This is a genomic window from Arthrobacter sp. Sr33 (assembly GCF_054511195.1).
This window is the reverse complement of sequence record NZ_JBTNDD010000006.1, coordinates 125,648-143,378: the sequence shown is the minus strand read 5'-3', so window position 1 is coordinate 143,378 and position 17,731 is coordinate 125,648. Positions and strand designations below refer to the sequence as shown.

The 17,731-nt window shown below is 61.2% G+C and carries 17 protein-coding genes; 4 read left to right on the top strand and 13 right to left on the bottom strand.

Annotated features, from left to right (window positions below; genetic code table 11):
- The first annotated feature begins 54 nt into the window (after positions 1–54).
- Positions 55–375, top strand: a complete 321-nt coding sequence (locus tag ACX80T_RS10020) for a hypothetical protein (RefSeq protein WP_459304299.1) — start codon at positions 55–57, stop codon at positions 373–375.
- Between the two features lie 440 nt (positions 376–815).
- Here ACX80T_RS10020 and ACX80T_RS10015 read toward each other — a convergent pair whose 3' ends face one another.
- The 8 genes from ACX80T_RS10015 to ACX80T_RS09980 form a co-directional block, all read right to left on the bottom strand.
- Entirely contained in the window at positions 816–1,325 is a 510-nt protein-coding gene (locus ACX80T_RS10015) for a single-stranded DNA-binding protein (protein WP_459304298.1), read from the bottom strand.
- A 62-nt stretch (positions 1,326–1,387) separates the two neighbouring features.
- Positions 1,388–2,551, bottom strand: coding sequence for an ArdC-like ssDNA-binding domain-containing protein (locus ACX80T_RS10010; RefSeq protein WP_459304297.1), 1,164 nt, complete (start codon positions 2,549–2,551; stop codon positions 1,388–1,390).
- Positions 2,552–2,639: 88 nt separating this feature from the next.
- Positions 2,640–3,149 (bottom strand): hypothetical protein, encoded by a 510-nt coding sequence (locus ACX80T_RS10005; protein WP_459304296.1) that lies wholly within the window; start codon positions 3,147–3,149, stop codon positions 2,640–2,642.
- Positions 3,133–4,947, bottom strand: coding sequence for a type IV secretory system conjugative DNA transfer family protein (locus ACX80T_RS10000; protein ID WP_459304295.1), 1,815 nt, complete (start codon positions 4,945–4,947; stop codon positions 3,133–3,135). Before ACX80T_RS10000 ends, ACX80T_RS10005 begins: the two co-directional genes overlap by 17 nt.
- Positions 4,948–4,955: 8 nt before the next feature.
- On the bottom strand, positions 4,956–6,416 hold the full coding sequence (locus ACX80T_RS09995; protein WP_459304294.1) for an ATP-binding protein: 1,461 nt from the start codon (positions 6,414–6,416) through the stop codon (positions 4,956–4,958).
- Complete coding sequence (locus tag ACX80T_RS09990) at positions 6,413–7,918, bottom strand: SCO6880 family protein (RefSeq protein ID WP_459304293.1); 1,506 nt, start codon at positions 7,916–7,918, stop codon at positions 6,413–6,415. Before ACX80T_RS09990 ends, ACX80T_RS09995 begins: the two co-directional genes overlap by 4 nt.
- A complete protein-coding gene (locus tag ACX80T_RS09985; RefSeq protein WP_459304292.1) occupies positions 7,911–9,383 on the bottom strand; it encodes a type IV secretion system protein in 1,473 nt (490 codons plus the stop codon). The genes ACX80T_RS09990 and ACX80T_RS09985 overlap by 8 nt, the downstream gene beginning before the upstream one ends.
- Before the next feature lie 12 nt (positions 9,384–9,395).
- Positions 9,396–9,683, bottom strand: a complete 288-nt coding sequence (locus ACX80T_RS09980; protein ID WP_459304291.1) for a hypothetical protein — start codon at positions 9,681–9,683, stop codon at positions 9,396–9,398.
- 704 nt (positions 9,684–10,387) lie between these two features.
- Between ACX80T_RS09980 and ACX80T_RS09975 the strand changes: the two genes are divergently transcribed.
- Complete coding sequence (locus tag ACX80T_RS09975; RefSeq protein ID WP_459304290.1) at positions 10,388–11,515, top strand: hypothetical protein; 1,128 nt, start codon at positions 10,388–10,390, stop codon at positions 11,513–11,515.
- A 317-nt stretch (positions 11,516–11,832) separates the two neighbouring features.
- Here ACX80T_RS09975 and ACX80T_RS09970 read toward each other — a convergent pair whose 3' ends face one another.
- The 4 genes from ACX80T_RS09970 to ACX80T_RS09955 all read right to left on the bottom strand — a co-directional run bounded on the left by ACX80T_RS09970 (position 11,833) and on the right by ACX80T_RS09955 (position 16,041).
- On the bottom strand, positions 11,833–12,663 hold the full coding sequence (locus ACX80T_RS09970; RefSeq protein ID WP_459304289.1) for a hypothetical protein: 831 nt from the start codon (positions 12,661–12,663) through the stop codon (positions 11,833–11,835).
- Between the two features lie 654 nt (positions 12,664–13,317).
- Positions 13,318–14,439: a C40 family peptidase gene (locus tag ACX80T_RS09965; RefSeq protein WP_459304288.1), complete on the bottom strand. Its 1,122-nt coding sequence runs from the start codon at positions 14,437–14,439 to the stop codon at positions 13,318–13,320.
- On the bottom strand, positions 14,439–15,164 hold the full coding sequence (locus tag ACX80T_RS09960) for a hypothetical protein (protein WP_459304287.1): 726 nt from the start codon (positions 15,162–15,164) through the stop codon (positions 14,439–14,441). Before ACX80T_RS09960 ends, ACX80T_RS09965 begins: the two co-directional genes overlap by 1 nt.
- 52 nt (positions 15,165–15,216) lie before the next feature.
- On the bottom strand, positions 15,217–16,041 hold the full coding sequence (locus ACX80T_RS09955) for a hypothetical protein (protein WP_459304286.1): 825 nt from the start codon (positions 16,039–16,041) through the stop codon (positions 15,217–15,219).
- A 269-nt stretch (positions 16,042–16,310) separates the two neighbouring features.
- Between ACX80T_RS09955 and ACX80T_RS09950 the strand changes: the two genes are divergently transcribed.
- Positions 16,311–16,634, top strand: a complete 324-nt coding sequence (locus ACX80T_RS09950; protein WP_116778076.1) for an ArsR/SmtB family transcription factor — start codon at positions 16,311–16,313, stop codon at positions 16,632–16,634.
- Here the strand turns inward: ACX80T_RS09950 and ACX80T_RS09945 are convergent.
- Positions 16,588–17,058 (bottom strand): hypothetical protein, encoded by a 471-nt coding sequence (locus ACX80T_RS09945; RefSeq protein WP_459304285.1) that lies wholly within the window; start codon positions 17,056–17,058, stop codon positions 16,588–16,590. The genes ACX80T_RS09950 and ACX80T_RS09945 overlap by 47 nt on opposite strands.
- Positions 17,059–17,200: 142 nt before the next feature.
- On the opposite strand from ACX80T_RS09945, the gene ACX80T_RS09940 reads away from it, so the two are divergent.
- Positions 17,201–17,638 (top strand): helix-turn-helix domain-containing protein, encoded by a 438-nt coding sequence (locus tag ACX80T_RS09940; protein WP_459304284.1) that lies wholly within the window; start codon positions 17,201–17,203, stop codon positions 17,636–17,638.
- Positions 17,639–17,731: the final 93 nt, after the last annotated feature.

Here is a 17,731-nt window from a genome sequence, read left to right as displayed (position 1 = left end):
TTGAACTGGTCACGCAGCAGTGGCTTACTGCCTCAGTCGAAAGTGCGGAAAAAAATGCATGAGCTGCGCGTTCAACGATCCCCGCATCGAAGACAGCCTAGCGAATATCGGCGAGCAGATCGCGGTGTGTGGCTTCTCGCCAAGACGATTGACCAGATCGCCGACCCGAATTATCACTACGAAAAGGCAACAGATAGGGTCCGGCAACTACTCAATGAATCCTTTTATAACCGCTTCCTAGTGGATCAAGACGGCTCGGTTGGAACGGACCTGGATCAACCGTTCGATGACATCATCGCGGCCCAGGCGGCCTACCGGTCGATCAAACACTCTCCGGCGATGCCGGTCCATGGATCGACTACATTCGTCCGATAAACACGCGATTCTGGACGTTTCCCGCGTATACTCAACCCAGTTCGCGGATACCAAAAAAGGCGCCGATTTCTCGACGCCCTCTATGTTGCTTCAACTAAAGTCGATCTACTTCCACCATCGTTCGAATAAAGCGACTCTGGTCGAGGTGAAAGGATTCGAACTTTCGACCTCGTCGTCCCAACGGCGGTCACTTCCGACAGCCGGTGCTGAAGTAAGGGCTTGAACTTCGCCGCACGGTGTCTGGTTTTTAATTCACCGAGCCCAGGGTCCAGGCCGTCGGGCGGCACTGATATTGAGGTTCCTAGGACTCTGACCGCCACTTCATGACGCTGGAACTGTCGAAGTCGGGCTGGAAACCTCATTTCAAAGGTGCGCAAGCAAGTTGCGCTGCATTTTCAAGTCTGGCCTAGGCTTGCGGCTGTGGTTCCACCCGCGCTACTTCAGTAATTCATCTTATTCTCTGCCACGCCCCTGAAAGGGGGGACTACCGGGCTCTTTGAAGTGACGTTATAGGCTGGCGTAGCAGCCTTTGCCATCACCGGCGCCTCAAGGCGTGCCCGAACCCCAGCGTCAGGCCCGGCAGCTGCCGCGTGCGATGAACGCTGGTACACCGAGGTGCCGAACCGCAGGTCCGGCCCGATCGTATCGGCGACGATCCGACGGGCTTCGCGGCGTTCGCCGTCCTTCTCGTACGAGCGGAATTCCAACTCCCCCGCAACAGTAACCGGGTCACCCTTCTTGAGCGAGGTCGCCGCGTTTTCTGCCAACGCGCGGAAGGCGGAGACATTGTGAAAGACGGGTTCTCCATCGCGCCAAGTGCCGTCCGTCCCTTGGATTCGCTGGTTCACGGCGACGCGAAGCTTTACGTGGGCCACGCCGCTCTCGCCGATGCGCAGCTCGGGATCCGCCACGAGATTGCCGGAGACGCTGACCGGGATCTTGGTGCTCATTGCTCTTGTCCTTTCAGTTGCCGGCGAGACTCTCCCGCCGGACAGATTTGGTAGGGCCATCGTTACGGCCCGGCCATTACTGGCCCGTCCACAGACCGCCCGGGCCGTTGTACGCCCATGTAGGACGCGGCGCGGTTCACGCGAGTATTCGCGTCAGCAGCGGAGATCTTGCCGCCAAATCCTGGCGGATGGGTGATTTCGAGAATCCCCTTGCTGGCAGCGGTGACGCGGCCCAATACTGACTTGGCGATGTCCGCACGGGACCCCGGTAACTCGCCGCCAGGGTCGTGGGCCATCGCATCGTTCTCTGCCTCGATGACGGCGTCAGCCCATCCGGCCAGGTAGGTGGCGGATTGTGGGCCGCGGTCGATCCCGTGGGCCCTGAGTACCGTGTAGGCGACCGATTCAGCCTCGACTTCGGCCAGCCCTCGGTGATCCGCGCTGCTGCCGTAGAGCCTGCCGATCTCGTCGTCCTGTCCATGGAGGAGCACATGCCCAAGCTCGTGGGCTAGAACCGCTGTGCGCTCTTCCAGGCCCAGCCAGGCACCGACCTGGACCCGGTGTCCTGCGAAGTCCGTAATGCCGCTTGTTAGCCCGTACTGTGCGTCAGTCACATCGACGTCGAACCCGTGTCTGCTGGCGACAGTCGCAAGGGATAGCCACAGCTCACCTGCATCCACGCCGCCAGCGGCACCACCGCGGGGCACCAACAGCGGCGTCCCATGCGTCTGCGAGACGTCAAAAACTGCCTGACCTCGCCAACCGGTGATGACGGTCTTTTCTCCATCGTCGGCGGCGCCGTGCAGCAACTGATCACCCGCCGGGATGCGCTGCCGGGTACCGTCAAGAAATGTCGAACGCTGAACCCGGGCCGTCCGGGGCGCAATCACCCAGAGTGCACGCTCACCACGCGACACGGTGCGGCCGTGACGAGCCCATTCCTTGTAGCCAGCCACCAGCGTGGGTTCTTCAGTGCCGCGCTGGGCCATCTGCATCATGAGCAGTGCAACGTTTCCGCCCGAGTATCGCCATAACGTGGCTGACGCATCCAGCAGCACCTGCCAGTGCGACGGAGATTCAACTGCCTTTTCCAGGATCTTGTGGAGTCCATCCGTTAGGGCGGCGATGCGTGCTTCCGGTGTCATGCGTTCCTTGCCGCGATCGCTAGCGCTGAGCGCGTCAACTGCCACCACATTGACGGAATCGTCCTCAGCTTCAGGGGCCATGACAGCCGCCCTCCATACTTCTAGAGTTTCCGCCGGGACAACCCTGCGGCTACCCATTCATGTCGTGAGAGACGCGAACAGCATGACTTCAGAACTCGTCATGGACCTGGTGGAAAGCCGCCATCCACTCAACGAAGTCCAGCGCGTCCAACTGCAGGATTCTCAAGGCGGGCTCTTTATGCGCTTGCAGCCCGACACAACCGGCCGTCCGAGTATGGGTCCGCAGACGCTCGACGGCGTGTGGCAGCCGCTCATGAAAGGCGAGCGGCCCGAAACCGGGATCGTCGCTGGCATAGGAGGCCAGTTCCGCCCGGTGCAGCGCGTACAGCTCGGCAACGATCTCGGTGTGGCGCCACCAGCAATCCGGGACCACCGACGTCGTCAGCTGGTACGTGGCGACAAGCCATCGGACCCACGCTGCCAGGTCGCCCCACACGGTCCCGGCCTGCACCGCCGTCAGTTCCCGCCACCGGTGCGTTACGCCGTTCACCCTCCCGGGCGGCTTGAATGCGGACCTGAAAAGCTCGGCTGTAAGATCGTCGTCGTCTCCCCCAGCTGAGGGGATCTCAAAGCGTTCGGTGTCATCCTGGCTCGCCATTGCTCACCTCCACAGGTGTTTGCTGCCGCAGGCGGTGCCCGTCCGCCAGTGCCTGCTCAAGCTTTAGCTTCGACCGGCTAAGTTCGGCCGCGTCTTTACGCTTGTGCCATTGGCGCATATCCAACAGGATGGGGCGGGTTCGCCGTCCGAGCATGAGTGCTGTACCGGTGGGTAGGCGCCGGATCTCATGCAGCGCCAGCACCGGGCTCTCCCTGATCTGCTCGCCGTCCTGGCGGCCCTGTGCGGACCAGGAACGGGTGTTCAGGATCAGGTTCCTCTCCCCGAGCAGCCCGGCCAGCGACCGGAGGTCGCGCTCGTCAGAGCCGCCGCCGAAGATCACCTTGATGATCGCCGAGTCCCAGATGGTTGCGGCCTCATCGATCGACCAGCCCGTCCGCGCCTGGGACAGCGACTGCAGGACCACAAGGGTGGAAATACCGATGCCACCGCCGTCAGAGAGGGCTATCGGCAAGCCCGGCCACGGTGCCAGGTTCGCAATCTCGTCCAAAATGAGGGACAGCGGCGGATCCAGCCGGCCGCCAGGGGCGATAAAGGCCATCTCGCGGGCGGCATTGTCGATGTCGTCGATCAGGGCTGATAGGTAGGGCCCTGCTGCAGCGGCTCCGGCGCGTGTGCCAATCAGATATAGCGTGCCGCGATCACGGATGAATATTTTGGGGTCAAACTCCTCGGACTCATCTTGGGGGTCCAGCGCGGCGAGCACCTTCGGCGATGACAAGGGCGCCACGGCGGCCGAGACACCGATCCAGGAGTTGGAGGTGTTCCGCGGATCGTCCTCCAAAATGCCCATGAGATCGGCTTGCCACCCCAGAGCCGCCCCGGGCCGACTGAGTACCTCCAATGCCTCACGCGCCAGGACAGGGCTCGAGGACCAACGGCGAAACGCTCTGACCCCTTCGCCCGACAGCGCGGCAGCATGGAGGAGGCATTGCAGGATGATCAGCGAGCGCTTCTGCCAAGCGGCGTTCTCGCCCTTCATCTCCGTGTCAGCGGTGATGACGAGCGCGCGGCGGGTGGCGATGTCCGGGTCCTCGCAGCCACGCACCGGTGACCAGCGAAGCGTTGAGGGCAGACCGGACATGCCCTGCGGATCGAACACGGTCACCGGCCTGCCGTCACTGGCACGTGCCCCCATAGTGACTACCAGGTTGTCTGCTCGGGTGGAGGTAGTGACTACCGCGCCCGGCGCATCGAGAATGGCATTGATGACTACATAGAGGCCCTTACCGGACCGCGGTGCGCCCTGGATGACCATCGATTCCTCGGTGGAAACATGGATCGTGACTCCACGGGAACGACCCAAGGTCCACGCCACGTCCTGAATCCGGGGCTTGGCCAAGCCGGGCCGGGTGAACTTGCCCCGTCTCCGGACAGCTCTGGCTCCAAAGTCATTGAGAATTTCGTAGCGCTGCGCGATCCCCTCCCGTTTCAAAATGTCCTGGCGCAGCCAAGCCCCTGATTGTTTCCATCGCGTCCAAATCGTGTAGCAGCCGACGGCGACCAACGCGGCCAGAATCAGCACCGGACCAACCACCCACCAGACACTTCCGGTCCCGACGTCGCATCCTCGTGGTTGTAGGGCGATCCAGTCGATCCTGCCGATGAGGAGTGCAGCGGCGGCTCCCGGGTTGAATTGCGACGGCGGACCGCCGCCGCAGCGCCAGATGATTAGGATGTATGCCGCGCCCTGGACGACGGCGCTCAGGCAAACGTAACCAGTTGTGGCGATAAGCCCGGCCGTAACCAGTAGAGTGTCGTCCCCCGCCCGTCGGATCATGACGGCGCTCAGATCATCCGGTCGTCGGTGCCGAAGACTTCCAACTCATCGGTGGTGACCCTGTTCGCCACGATAAAGGAACGGTTCCCAACCTTCCAGAGCCCGACGCCCTTAGGGAGGTTCTCCACGTGTTCGCATTCAGCTTCTGACAGGCCCAGCGCCTCCTTGGTCAGACGCATCGCATCGTGCTTTTGCCGGTAGATAATCCTGGTGTCTGCTTCGGTGAGCAGGCCAAGTGCCTTCTGACGGTGCCCGCTGGTGCTGTCTCCGATTTCGTTGAGATCGGCCACTTTGTGCATGATCAGCAAATTCGCAATGCCGTAGGTACGGGCCAGCCGCCATTGCTCGCTCATTTTGGCCAGCATGTAGGGGTCGGCCAACATGCGCCAGCCTTCGTCGTAGACCACCAACCGTTTGCCGCCGTCAGGATTGGTGACCGCCGCTTCCAGCCAGGTCGCACCACACGCCGCGGCAAGGGACAGCGCCTGTTCCGAGGCACCTATCAACGCGGACGTGTCCATCACCATCATGGGCGCATCAGCGTCGAAGGAGACAGTGGACGGGGCATCAAACATACCCTCCAGGTCACCGGAAACGGTGCGCCGCAGGGAGTGGCTGACGCCCTGTCCTCCGTCCTTGCCAACCAGCCCGATGGTTTCCCTCGACGGTTTCAACAGGTGGTCTAGGACCATCGGAAGCGTGGGATTCGAGTTCTCTGCCACGGTTTCCATGAGCGCCATGTCCAGGGCTGTGTGCTCGACCGGACGCAGCGGCATCCCCTGTCGCATGAGCGACACGAGAGCCACCAGAAGGTAGCGGCGCCGCTGACGGACCACCGCCTGCCACTGAGCCTCGCTCAGCGCGCTGGACCGTGGACCGGCGTCCAGCGGATTGACCCGGGCCGCACGGCCGGGTCCAACGGAAATGACCTTCCCGCCGACGGCGTTCGCGACGGCGACCCACTCGCCCTTGGGGTCAGAGGCGACGGCGGCCTTCCGACCCAGCGTGATCGACCGGGCCACCAAGGACTTTCCGCACATCGACTTTCCTGTCCCCACGGTGCCGATCACGACGATCGACGGGCCGCTGATGACGCCCTTGTCATAGAGAATCCAAGGATCGTAGGAGAACGCTCCTGAGCCAAAGACATCTGTGCCAATGTACGTTCCCTCGTGGCCTAGGCCCGACTCGGTGATAAACGGGTATGCAGCGGCGAAGGTCATGGTGGACGCCCTGTGCGGTGCCGGGCGAAGGCGGTGCGGCCCACGCAGCGAGTTGGCGTCACGGCTCCCCCAGTCGCTGCCGTGCTCCCTTCTGTCGAGCCCGACGCCGACCGTCTCTCCCAAGCTGCGAAGCGCGGACTTCCACGGCGGGCTGTGATCGTGCGCCTCCTGCCGGCGTCGTTTCTTCCGCTCCTGGCGATTCCCACCCGCCGGTACGTACTGAACGGATTGGCGTGTCCTGTTCATCGCAGTCCCCGGCCAAACGGGAGGGCGCCGGCGACGAAGGCCGCCCATTGCTGACCAGCAAGCAGCCGCAGTTCGACGAAGGCTCCCGCCGCCGCCGACTCGAGCTCTTGCCTATAGCGGGCCAAGTCTTGAAGGGTGCCAGCTGTGATTGTCACATAAGCGGCTGGCCGCACGTCTCCGTGACCGGAGACGATCTCTTCCTCGCGCTGAGTCACCTCTTCTTCTTCTGCCCGTTGCTCGCGGGTGAGCGGCCTGTCGAAGCGGGTGTTGATCCGGCGCCGGGTTTCATGGGCTTCCTGGGCGGAACGGATGTCCCGCAGCGCCTCGGTCGTGGGTACGGCCCGGATCACCTCGGTCACCGTATGGCGGAACTCGCCGACGTAGATCAAGGGGTGCAGGAAGCCTGGAAACACTTTCTGCCGCGGCCATTCGGCGATCCAGAACGTTTGATGAAAACCGGAGTCAGTCCGCACATAGGTCCAATGCTCGTCGACCGCCATCGGTCCGGCGGCGGCGCCGGGCGCCCTTGGTTCTGTATCGTTCTGCGGCCCCGGCGCCGTCGTGCTGCCTGTGGGCTGCCGGACTGGGGTTGTCGGGGCAGCGGGATCAAAGGCGCCGCGGACGACGTCGAGGACGCCTGTCTCCGGAAGCCATTCCTCGACCCTGACATTGTGTGTGCCCAGCGCGGTGGTCATGGCCTCAACCTCAAGCCGCAGCACCTGTTCGACGCCGACCAGTCCCCCGCCGGATTCCTTGATTCGGCGTCGCGCTTTGCCTGTGTCGACAACGAGAGCGAGCAAAAGATCGTGGCTCATGACCGATCCGGCCGCAGCGATCAGGTCCTCGTAAGCGCGCTGACCCCAGGTGAGCTCTTTTGGGGTGCTTGAAGGTTGAGGGACAGCGTGCTCGTAGAAGTTGCGCAGGGCCGACGAGAGATAGGGGACGGTGTAGTCCTGGACGGCGATTCTGGCGACGCTGCTGCGCTGGGCCAGGCCTGCCTGTACTCGGGACCAGGCTTGAACCGCCCATGCTTTGTCGTCTGAGTCCAGGAGCGCGAATGATTTTGCGCTGCAGCGCAGCACGGCGATCGCTTCCTTTGCTCGGGTATCCATGATGAATGACTCACCGGTTGAGGTGCGACGCAATTCCAGGTTCCCCAATCCACCCGGCAGCGCCAGATGCCCCGCTAAGGCCGGGCGCTCCGGCCTGACGAGGAAACGGGTCTGCCGGGCGGCCAATCGGGAAAGGAACACGGCTGCATGCCCGGCCCATACCGGGTAGGGAATCCTCGAATACTGGAGCAACCCGAGAAGGATGAGTGACAGCCACATCGGTCCGGATGCGAAGAAGCCAACTGGTCCTTGAAGTGCCGACGCCGTGCTGGCGACAAGGACCCCGGCCGCCAGCAGCAGCAACTGGTACCAGTTTAATCCCATAAATATGCCGCGACGTTCGTACCGGGGAAATTTGACGGCCTCGAGGGCACGCGAATCTTCAGACATGGGAATCACCGTCATTCTGGTGCTGGACAACTGCTTGCTGCCGGATGGGCGGGCGGCCCGGAGTTGCCATCGGAGGTCCCAGCCGGAAGGCGGGCCGCTGAGAGGTGGGTGACGGGGAAACTGGCGGCGGGGAGGTTTGCTGCGGTGCCGGTTGGGAGATCGCCTGATCAGCCGACTCCCGCGGCCGCGGGGGCTGCTCGCCGATTTCACGCGTAACCGGGCCCTCTACCGGTGTGCCCGGATACGAATTCGGCCCGCGCTGGCCTCCATGAGCCCGGGGTGAGGGTCGCTCGGCAGCCATGGCGCCGGCGTCGAGCATCAACGGTGAGGTAGCGCCCTCGGAAGTCCCAGGCGAAGTCGCCCCGGTCTGCGTTGGCGGCAGCGGTGCACGGGGTGGCAGCACGCGAGTGGGAAACTCCGGTCGGCTCGACTGGATTGGACGGGTCGAGGTTGAATGCGATGCCAAACCCGCGAGCGTGAAGCGGCCGCCGGTCTGTCGACTGATCTGCCGGGCGGCAAAGCCAGAGCTTCGAGAAAGTACGTGACCGCCTCCCGCAGTTTGCGCGGCTGCTGCAAGCTCACCACCGGCGAAACTAACCAGGCGTAACGCCATCAGCGGAGCACCGCAGGCCAATGCCATGCCGACCACGCCGGCTGCCAGTCCGGCGAATGACTTCGACTCAGCAAAGAGTTTGATGGCCACGGCCAGTACGGTCGCGGCCAACGGTTTGGCGAGAAGCAACGCGACGACGATCTCGCACCACCGCCGTGCCCACGTTTGCGTCTTTTCCCAGGGCATGAGCATGAGAGCGACTGGGGCGACTGCGGCGAGCACGATGAGCGCAAAGGATCGAAAGATCATCGAGCACATCAGGATGAATGCCAGGACCCAAACAATGATGACTGCCATGGCGGTGACGACAACCGCTCCGGCCGCGCCTCCACCGGATCCGGGAGCCAAGGAGACGACGTTCCAGTCTCTGCTGGCGCCGGCCGGAGCCTTTTCGAAGCCGAAGAGCCTCATGAACAGCATGTAGGGATCTGTTCCCAAGGAGCCAAGAAGCGCTGACGACGCCGAATCGCTGATTTCGGTGAGCTGGCGGACCAAGAACACCGCCCCTGCCACCAGGGGGACCGCAGCAGCCCCGCCCACCAGTGCCCGCACAAGACGGCGGGGTTGTTGGCTGATCAAACCCGACAGCAGTTGGAGGATTATGGCAACGACGAGGGGTGTCATCATGACGACGATCCACCAACTCGTGAGTCCTTCGACGGCGATCCACTGGGAATCATCTACGTCTGAAAGGCTGAACGCTCCAGTGATGAAGGACCAAATCCAGGAGGCGATGTTTTGAAGAATATTCGCGAAAAGGGCTGTGATTGAACCTTGAATGCCGTCGTTCGCTTCGGAGACAAGGCCGCACCCCGGTGGCCACCACCCGTTGAGATCACATTCAACCGGCATAATGACTCGGACCTAGAATCCGAGATTGAACGCCGACTGGGACCAAAGGATGTAGCCGTTGATGGCACCCAGTATGGCTGCCACCGGGCCAGTCCAAAGCAGGATCATGCCCCCACCGGAGGCCAGGCGCGATGATTGGCTCAGCTTGCCCGCCAACAGCATCGCCGCGCCGATGATCGCGACAATTGCAATCACTATGAAGGCGCCGACGAGGATGCCGCCGCCGATCTGTTTCAGCGATTCGAGAAAGGGAAAGTCGGCGTTCGGGATAATTCCGGGATCCACAGCTGCCAGCAACATCAGGCGCTCCGTCTGTCGTATGCGAAGGGAATGGGGGTTTGAGCTCACGACTTCATAGACGTTGCGGGGCGGGACAACATGACTGATATTGGAGCCCGCACGGATTCTCTGCTGCTGATTACCCTGCGCAGGATCCAACATGGTGAAGACTGATGAATGTAAGCACCCGCGGGAAACTGAATGTATCGAGCAGATATTCGAACAAAGGGTGTGGTGTGGGCGATGTCTTTGCTCCCCGTGTGACGGCGAAGCTGTCATCTCGAACCGGGGCCAGCTGAACCTCGACGCCATGCGGCAACGTTTGGGAGACGGACGAAAGCTCTGTCCGGGCTGGCTATGGCAGTGTCTGCCAAACTATGTTGCCTTCAACGTCCGGGCTGTAGCCGGAGGTGACGTAAGGGGTTGCCTCTGAGCGACCGGCGCTCACTCGCGGAGGGACTGGTCATGTAGGTGTCAGTCAATGGTTCCCTTGCCTAGGCGTTTGGCAACGACCTCAGCAGGTCGCTGTTGGCTTTGGGGTATTACGTATGTGGCCGCACATGCAGTTCATGCTGCCTGACACCCAGCTGCACGCAAGCCGGCAAGTAAGGCGGCGTCCACAGAGCGATGGTTGAGTCCGTAAGATTCGTCTATGAGCCGTAAGCAACGCATGGTGATTCGCCGTCCAGGACTGCCAACAATGCGCTGGAGGGACGCGAAGGTCAGTGCTTAAGGACATGAGATTTACCTGCGGCAACATCCACGCCGACGAAGATGGCTACTACTGGTTGCTGAATGGTGTTGAACGCAGAGATAGGAACGACGCTCTAGATGTAGTGGGGAGTGACCTGGACGGCATTAGCGCTACTCACCTGCGACAGATGTACCGGAAACTTCGGAAGAACCTAGGTCCGGAGTACGCGCCCTCCGATATGGTTATCCGCGCGGGACAGGTGGCTTCAGACTTCGACCTTCGCGATCTCCCAGATCTACCAGTCTCCGGCGTGTGCTTCTCCTTTGATGAGGGAGAAATATACCTGGTAATAGAGTGTTTCCTAACGCTTCCAAGCAGCTACAACTCTGAGTCTGACCTCGATGTAGCAACGCTGATCGCTCCACTACTGGACAGAAAGCGCCTTTTACTCGCGGACATTCGCGCGGACTTCTACCCCGAAAATGACTGTCTGGTTACGGTGAGGCTGGGACTCAACCCACGCGCGCGCCCGTTATCCGATCTGCACGCCGATGCTCTGGAAATTAAAGCATTGATTGAGGCGTCGTCCGGAGAGGTGACCCGCGAAACGGTCGCGGAGTTGATACGAGGTGGGCACGTCAAAGCGTTACTAGGGCAACCCGAGGGCGATTGGCTTGAGGCCAAAAGTCAGCACGCTGACCTCACAACGGAAGTCGGCAGGATACGCCTCTCCCAATGGGTATCCCAGTTTGCCAATGCACCGGAGGGCGGAGTCGTAGTTTTGGGGTTGGCTACTAAGAACCGGGGCAGTGGCGACGTAATCATCAAAGTCAGTCCCCTGCCCCGTGAGCCGGGGATACGCCGGAGGTATGTACAGGTCTTAGACACCAAGGTAATCCCACCGATCGAGGACCTTCGTGTCGAAGTAATAGCGTACGGCGACGAAGATCTGATACTGATCGAAGTGCCCCCACAAGCCGAGGAGAACAAGCCCTTCCTCGTTCATGGTGCCGTCATTGAAGGAAAGGCCCAAGGGACTTTCTTTTCCATCGTGCGACGTCGCAATGATGAAATGGCATCCACCCACCCGGCGAACGTTCACGCTAATCTGACAGTCGGACGAGCTTTCTTGCAACGAGGCGAGTTCCTCAGGAAATAGCCGCAATGACGTGCCCGTATGCACAGGTCGGTAATCGTACCGACCAACATTTTTAGACTGCCTAGACGAACCCAAACGCGTGCGTGCCGGTTATCGCCGAGCGAACAAATGCTCGACGCGGGTTACCCACCTGCTACCCTTCTCGACATCCCATCCCCTAGCCTTTCGAGCGACTGGGTTAGGTGACCAAGTCAATTGCTGTCAGTAGGGTGATTCGTTGCCGAAAGTCGAGCAGATCTTGCGCAGGAAAAACACTCGTAGGTCGGGTGTGGCAGCTCATTTTCCAGGTCACGGTACCGGCTGATCCGAGCATTCCGCTACGCTTGCTCATCCCGCGCCAGTTCAGGGTTTCGGGCCAGCTTTACCAGGCCGTCAGCGTAGTGTTCGACTGCTACGCACATGGCCTTCAGACGATTGTCTAACGACCCCCAAGGGCGGGAGGGTTTGCCTGTAACGATATGTGGGGGCATTTCGACGTCCCTGACATCAACGTCGAACTCGAACTGCAGGTCGAGCATATCGGGTGTCAGCTCTTCGGGTCCGAGTTTAGTGAAGGTGACCACGATACCCTCGTCGTCGAGGGGCCCTTCGATAATCTTGAGGTCGTAAATGGTCGTCTTGTCGTATGTTCCTTGGACTTTTTCCGGCCTTATCGCAAGTTCGTGGGCGACGCGGTGTCGGTCGAAGCGCGCAAGGTCGTGCAAGATGCGAAGGCAATTCCACCCGGGGTTCTCAGCCTGGAAGGGCTGGATTCGATGAAGGGCGTCGACGAGATGCGGAGATAGGTGCTGAAGTCGTTTCTTGTTCGCGGTCCACTCCTTGGGTGAAAGGGCGATGGGCCACTGAAGTTGGGAAGCTCCTGGCGGTGGGTTGGTTCCGGAGTCAATGATCGCTACGGCGTAGAGGCAGTTGTCCAAGCCTGCGCGAAGGTTTTGAAGTGCCTCTCCCAGGAGAATGGAGAGTTGGTCAGGTATGGGTTCGCGGCGTTCAACCCGAATAGGCCCGTGGCCGTGGGCATCGATATCGACTCGTAGTCGTGATGGGCGGGCTTCAAGGTACTTACCGAGGAGTTGGGCGAACTCGTTGATGTTTTCCTGAGCACGACTGATTCTGGCTTGCGATAGTAAGACTTCGCGCAGTGGTTTCAAGAGGTAGGTGCTCCCGATTGGACATGGAAGTTGGCTACTGCCCCAAGGGGCCTGCATTAGGTGTAGTCAATTTGCTGCGTCGGTGACGCAGGCACAACGTTACCGTGGGGCGGATCGCCACCGGTCTACTTCCTTGGGCTGAGTGTGATCAGGATGCTGCTCGCCGAAACCGTTGCAGCCGCGAGGGCCGACGGCGTGTCTTGGGTGACATGGCCCGGGGTGCAGCGCAGAAGACCGCACCATGGCCTAGGCAATTAAAGTCCGTCAGGATAGGGCGTCCCTCAGGGCAGTTATCCCGGGACTAGTCAGCAGGACGGCAAACCGGCTCGGAGCCTCTAGAGAGCGTCACCCGCATCCTCTTGGAGAACGTCGTCGAGAGTCCAGGCCGCGAAGTGGGCTGTCTGGGAAGCAAGGTGCCGACCTTGCGGATGCCCAACGAATTTTCGGGGTCGAGGACCACGTAGCCGAGCAACTGGAGGAGTGCGTCCCTGATCCAGGGATGTTGATCTCCTCGGGAGCCTTTAGATCCACGAGCATCTCCCCGACAACACAATCAACGCCTGCCCCTCCCACTTTCGCACCACTCCGTACACTCCCTCTCATGCCCGGCCGCGGAATCCGATTTAGGGTTGCTAGGTTCGGCGCAAGGACAGGTCACGGCAGTAGGTCAAAATATGCCGTATCCGTATTCCAAGCTATTGGATGCAGCAACGTACCCACCGCAGGGTTCAACGCGCTGTACATCATGCTGTCCCCCGCATAAATGCCAACGTGTCCCCAATTGTTTGGCCCTTGCGCGTTCTGGACTACGAGGTCCCCTGGCTGGGGAGTCTCAGTCCGAGTACCTACTCTCCATTGCTCAACTCGTGGAAGGTTGACTCCAGCCTGCTTGTAAATCCATTGAACGTAGCCAGAGCAGTCCCACGCTTTGAAGGCCGTCCCACCCCACACGTACGTTCCGCCGACACCCTGTCGGGTGAAACGCAGAATGTCCTTGCGTACTTGGTTCAAGTTCTCCGGCTCGCTTGTTGCCGACCTAGACGGACTGGTGCATTCAGCGGACCCGATTCCGCCCCCGAGCGCCTCTACAATTGCCGTCGCTTCAGCCTCCCACCGCGCGTATAGCTCTGGAAAGGCCGACACCTGAACAGCCTGCGCAGCCTGGCCTTTGTTCATTGACTGCCAACCTCGGATGTCCAACAACCCCGGCGGGCTTCCGCGGTTAGGGCCACCCGGTCCGCCGTAAAAGGCTCGCACGTTGTACTTGGGATCCATCAGCTGTTCAACAGTCCCCCAACCGGCCGCCGGACGTTGCTGGGCGGTGCCGAGGGAATCGTGATCGCTGCCGACGCCGTCATGCGGGTACTTGAGCGAGGCAGGTACGTTCACGTTGGCAAGGACCCGGAGGCTGGATTCCTGCAGGGCCATCATGATTGCGATAATCTGACCCTCTCGGGGTACCCCCAATTGCTGGCCAATGGAGACGTAGTCCCCCGCGACCGCCATTTGCCTGTCGGTCACATTGACCTCACCCGGGGTGCTTGGGCGGATACGCGAAGCGCGGGATCCGCTGGCGGCTGGCTCGCTGGCCCCGCCGCTTTCCGAGCAGACATCGGAGGTCTCAGCCGAGGTATCAGCCGCGCTCGCGCCGAGCACCGCCACGGCCGCACTAAATGCGAAGGCGCCCGTAAGGATCAAGATTGAGGCCACTGCCAGCGAAACCCGCAGAAGGGCCCGACGCTTGACCAACCCCGCAAACACCATGGCGGCCGGCATCAATAGACGATTCTGCTCGGTGCGGCATAGAAGCCGACCATGACGCAATGATCCGGCGGGGCTGTCACAGCGGGCGGGCAGTTCACCATGACGCTGACAGGTGCGGTGTAGGTGTTGGTGCTCGAAGCCGATTGATCCAGAACCCTGAGCGAGACTGTGCACACATGCAGGCCCTCCCATGGCGCTGGCCGCTCCCGAACCTTGGCCAGTTCGCTGTCACAACGCAGGGATTCAACCGCGGCCGAACGGTATGCCTGCTGATCAGCCAGAGTCGTATAGCTTCCTGCGTTGATCCCGGTCGCTTCGAACTCCTGCACCAGGACTCCCAGTGGATTGGATCCGTCCGGCAGCACATTCCACCAGTCACGGAGGTGTGAGTAGACCTCCGAGTAGGACGACTCTCGCGTGTCCCAGCTGTAGATCGCCGTCGCTGCCGCGGCGGCGAGCTCACGGAAGTCAGCTGTGCGAGGCGCGCCGTCTGCCTCGGGGTTCACCACGTCGGGAACCACCGTCGGAGTTGGTGCTGGCGTCCCGGGGGAAGCAGTCGCCGGCCTCTGCGTGCTGGGCATCGTCGACGACGGTGGAACTGGAGCCGATGCGGGCGTGGCCGCCGGCCGCATGAAAGCAGTGAGCGCCGTGAAGACGCTTAGGAGCACAATTGCAGCGATCCACCAGAAACGCCGGCTGTTGGAGCCAGGCTGCGAGTTTCTCCGCAGTACGGACATCGGGGCCTCCTTCCTGCCTGTTCATGGCGGAAGCCCGGCTCCACCACATGATTCAGTAGGCAGTCAGTGTCCCGGCTTGGAGGATTTTCCATGCCGTTTGATACAGTCGGCGCGCGAAGCCGATCTGAACAGCAATATAGCGCTCGGTGACGCCCAGCTGGGTGGCCAATGCTTCCAGGGCCCTCTTTCGTTCAGGTCCTCGGAGTCCTGGTCGAACGACAGTTTCGGCAGTTCTGCGGAGCACCGGTGTGGGCAGACAGTCTGCTGCGTGCCGAGACACGTCTCCGATGTTGCGGATGGCCGCATGATCAACGTTTAATGCATTTTGAACGGTTTTCGCCGTCTGGCGCACCACGGTCACCGCGTGCCAGCGACGGCGGTCTTGCGGCGACGGCGGACCGTACTGCCGGGGCCCGGTGAGGCTCTCGACGGCAAGATTCCAGACGCCCGCTGGCACGCTGGCCCCGGTCAGTTGAATGATCATTCGTGCCCACTGCTGGTCAATGACCTTCTCGGCACTTTGACCTCCGTTCCGGTCCATGCCCAACACCGCCAGTGCATCGAACGACGCGGGCCCGTCAATCCCGGGATCCGTGAGCAGCGGGAGCGTCTGATGGCGCAGCTCTCGACGGACGTGCGCGGCGCACACGTTCGCACCCACCCCCTGAACCCAGGCGCCGAAGGGAATGCCGGGGAGCTGACGGTAATGACCCCGGGTCACCCCATCCCACACCGCAACACGGATGTCCTGCATGACGTCGTCCACGTCGCAGGACCTACCGATCCGGGCGAGATGCGAAACCACGTATCTCTGCACACCGTCGACGGCGATCATGATTTGATCCACCGGGACTGAAACCGCGGCCTGCTCTGGCACGCGACGAAATGAGACATCGATGGTTTCTGCACTTGCTTGATCTTGTTGGGCTTGGTTCGCCCTGTATTCGACGCGCATGGTCTTCACCGCTTTGACTAAACGACTCCAATAAGGCCGGCGTCGGCACAGCCGGCGCCTCAGGTGTGGCTGGAACAATCAGCGTCAACCACGACTACATTAAGGCTATGAAAACTATTGTCAAAGCTACTTAAAGTATTGTCAAGACTGCCAGTCTTACTTTTTGGGGTTCGTTCGGTAAGAATGGTTCCATGCCCAGGATTACGCAGCCGCACGACGAAGCCTGGTCCAACGACGTCGAAGCCGCCGTAGCGACATTTGGCAACAGATCACGCAACGAGATCCTCCGCTACCTTTCCGCGCACGGTCCGGCGACCCGTGGTGACATTGTGGCGGCAGTGAGCGCCGGTGAGCCGAGCGTGGCCAAGCACCTGCTAGCCCTTGAGGAGACAGGCGCCATCGCGGTGGACCTTGATCCTGGCCGACGGCATGGACGCTCGCCGCGTTATTCAGCCAACCCTGAACGGATCAAGAAGTTACTGGCGGCTCATCTTCAGTATCTGCTGGAGGATTAGTTGCAGCCTCTTCCGCTCCAGGATGGCGACCGATGTCCCTGTTGAGGTATTCAGAGATGACCCTTAGCGTTTCTGGCGAAACATCGCCCAGCGTCCGCGCCGCGAAGGACTTCACCCTTGCCGCACGGAGGGACTTCACAAACTCGAGCTGCGAATCGATCCGTTCGGGCAATTCGGCGTCATCGCCGGTCAGGTATGAGGGGTCAACGTTGAAGATGTCGCATAACCCGCCCAACAGCACCGGATCGCTGACCAGACGCCCAGTCCCCTCTTTCATATAAAACCAGCGCGCGCGGGACAACTTGATGCCTCTACCCTCGAGTTCGGCCTGAACCTCGCGGAACGTCACGGGCTTCCCACGTTCAGCGACCACGACGTCGAGCAACAGGTTCAGACGACGAGCCAGCTGGGCTTGGGAAGACAACCCATCATTTGGTCCCGTTTCGTCCATCCTCGCTGCCCACCCTTTCATCAGATCGGGGACGAGAGTCCGCCCAGGTGCTACGAATCCCCTTCGCCCCAGTATTGCCCGAGTCATCCCGCGCGGCAATCAACTGCTCGATCCGATGGTCCAAATAGGACACCAGTTTAAGGTGCGACGACTGACGCAGTGCCAGGCTTCGGGACGCGGGCGGTTCCACGATATTTACGAAGTGAGCCTCTTCCAACTTGACCTCAACCGGGAGTACCCTGCTTGTGTAGACCCGTCTACACAAGCACTCGTAATCACTCCTCAGGTTGTGGCCTTCATGACGAGCATCTTGATGAACCGAACGCGAAGCCGAATTATCCGCTTCCTGCTGACAAACGGCCCCTCAACCTGCAGCGAAGTCGGATCCGCACTCGGAGTGTCTCCACCAGCCATTCGTCAGCACTTAGCACTGCTATGTTGTGCTGGTCTTGTGGAACGCAACGCAGCCGCCAGATTTACTGCACACCCGGATCAAGTACTGCAAGAAATTGAAGCCATCGCCACGACCTTCGCTCTTGAGGTCAAGCCTTAGGTGGAACTCCCCAGGAAGTAGCGACGCCCGCATCGGCGCAAGGAGACCCTGGTCATTGCCACGAAGTCATGCCGCCGGGTCTACTGGCGTCCA

Coding starts and splice junctions, on each gene's coding strand:
- ACX80T_RS10020 (WP_459304299.1), top strand. CDS start 55: ATGCATGAGCTGCGCGTTCAACGATCCCCGCATCGAAGACAGCCTAGC.
- ACX80T_RS10015 (WP_459304298.1), bottom strand. CDS start 1,325: ATGAGCACCAAGATCCCGGTCAGCGTCTCCGGCAATCTCGTGGCGGAT.
- ACX80T_RS10010 (WP_459304297.1), bottom strand. CDS start 2,551: ATGGCCCCTGAAGCTGAGGACGATTCCGTCAATGTGGTGGCAGTTGAC.
- ACX80T_RS10005 (WP_459304296.1), bottom strand. CDS start 3,149: ATGGCGAGCCAGGATGACACCGAACGCTTTGAGATCCCCTCAGCTGGG.
- ACX80T_RS10000 (WP_459304295.1), bottom strand. CDS start 4,947: ATGATCCGACGGGCGGGGGACGACACTCTACTGGTTACGGCCGGGCTT.
- ACX80T_RS09995 (WP_459304294.1), bottom strand. CDS start 6,416: ATGAACAGGACACGCCAATCCGTTCAGTACGTACCGGCGGGTGGGAAT.
- ACX80T_RS09990 (WP_459304293.1), bottom strand. CDS start 7,918: ATGTCTGAAGATTCGCGTGCCCTCGAGGCCGTCAAATTTCCCCGGTAC.
- ACX80T_RS09985 (WP_459304292.1), bottom strand. CDS start 9,383: ATGCCGGTTGAATGTGATCTCAACGGGTGGTGGCCACCGGGGTGCGGC.
- ACX80T_RS09980 (WP_459304291.1), bottom strand. CDS start 9,683: ATGTTGCTGGCAGCTGTGGATCCCGGAATTATCCCGAACGCCGACTTT.
- ACX80T_RS09965 (WP_459304288.1), bottom strand. CDS start 14,439: ATGCCGGCCGCCATGGTGTTTGCGGGGTTGGTCAAGCGTCGGGCCCTT.
- ACX80T_RS09960 (WP_459304287.1), bottom strand. CDS start 15,164: ATGTCCGTACTGCGGAGAAACTCGCAGCCTGGCTCCAACAGCCGGCGT.
- ACX80T_RS09950 (WP_116778076.1), top strand. CDS start 16,311: ATGCCCAGGATTACGCAGCCGCACGACGAAGCCTGGTCCAACGACGTC.
- ACX80T_RS09940 (WP_459304284.1), top strand. CDS start 17,201: ATGGTCCAAATAGGACACCAGTTTAAGGTGCGACGACTGACGCAGTGC.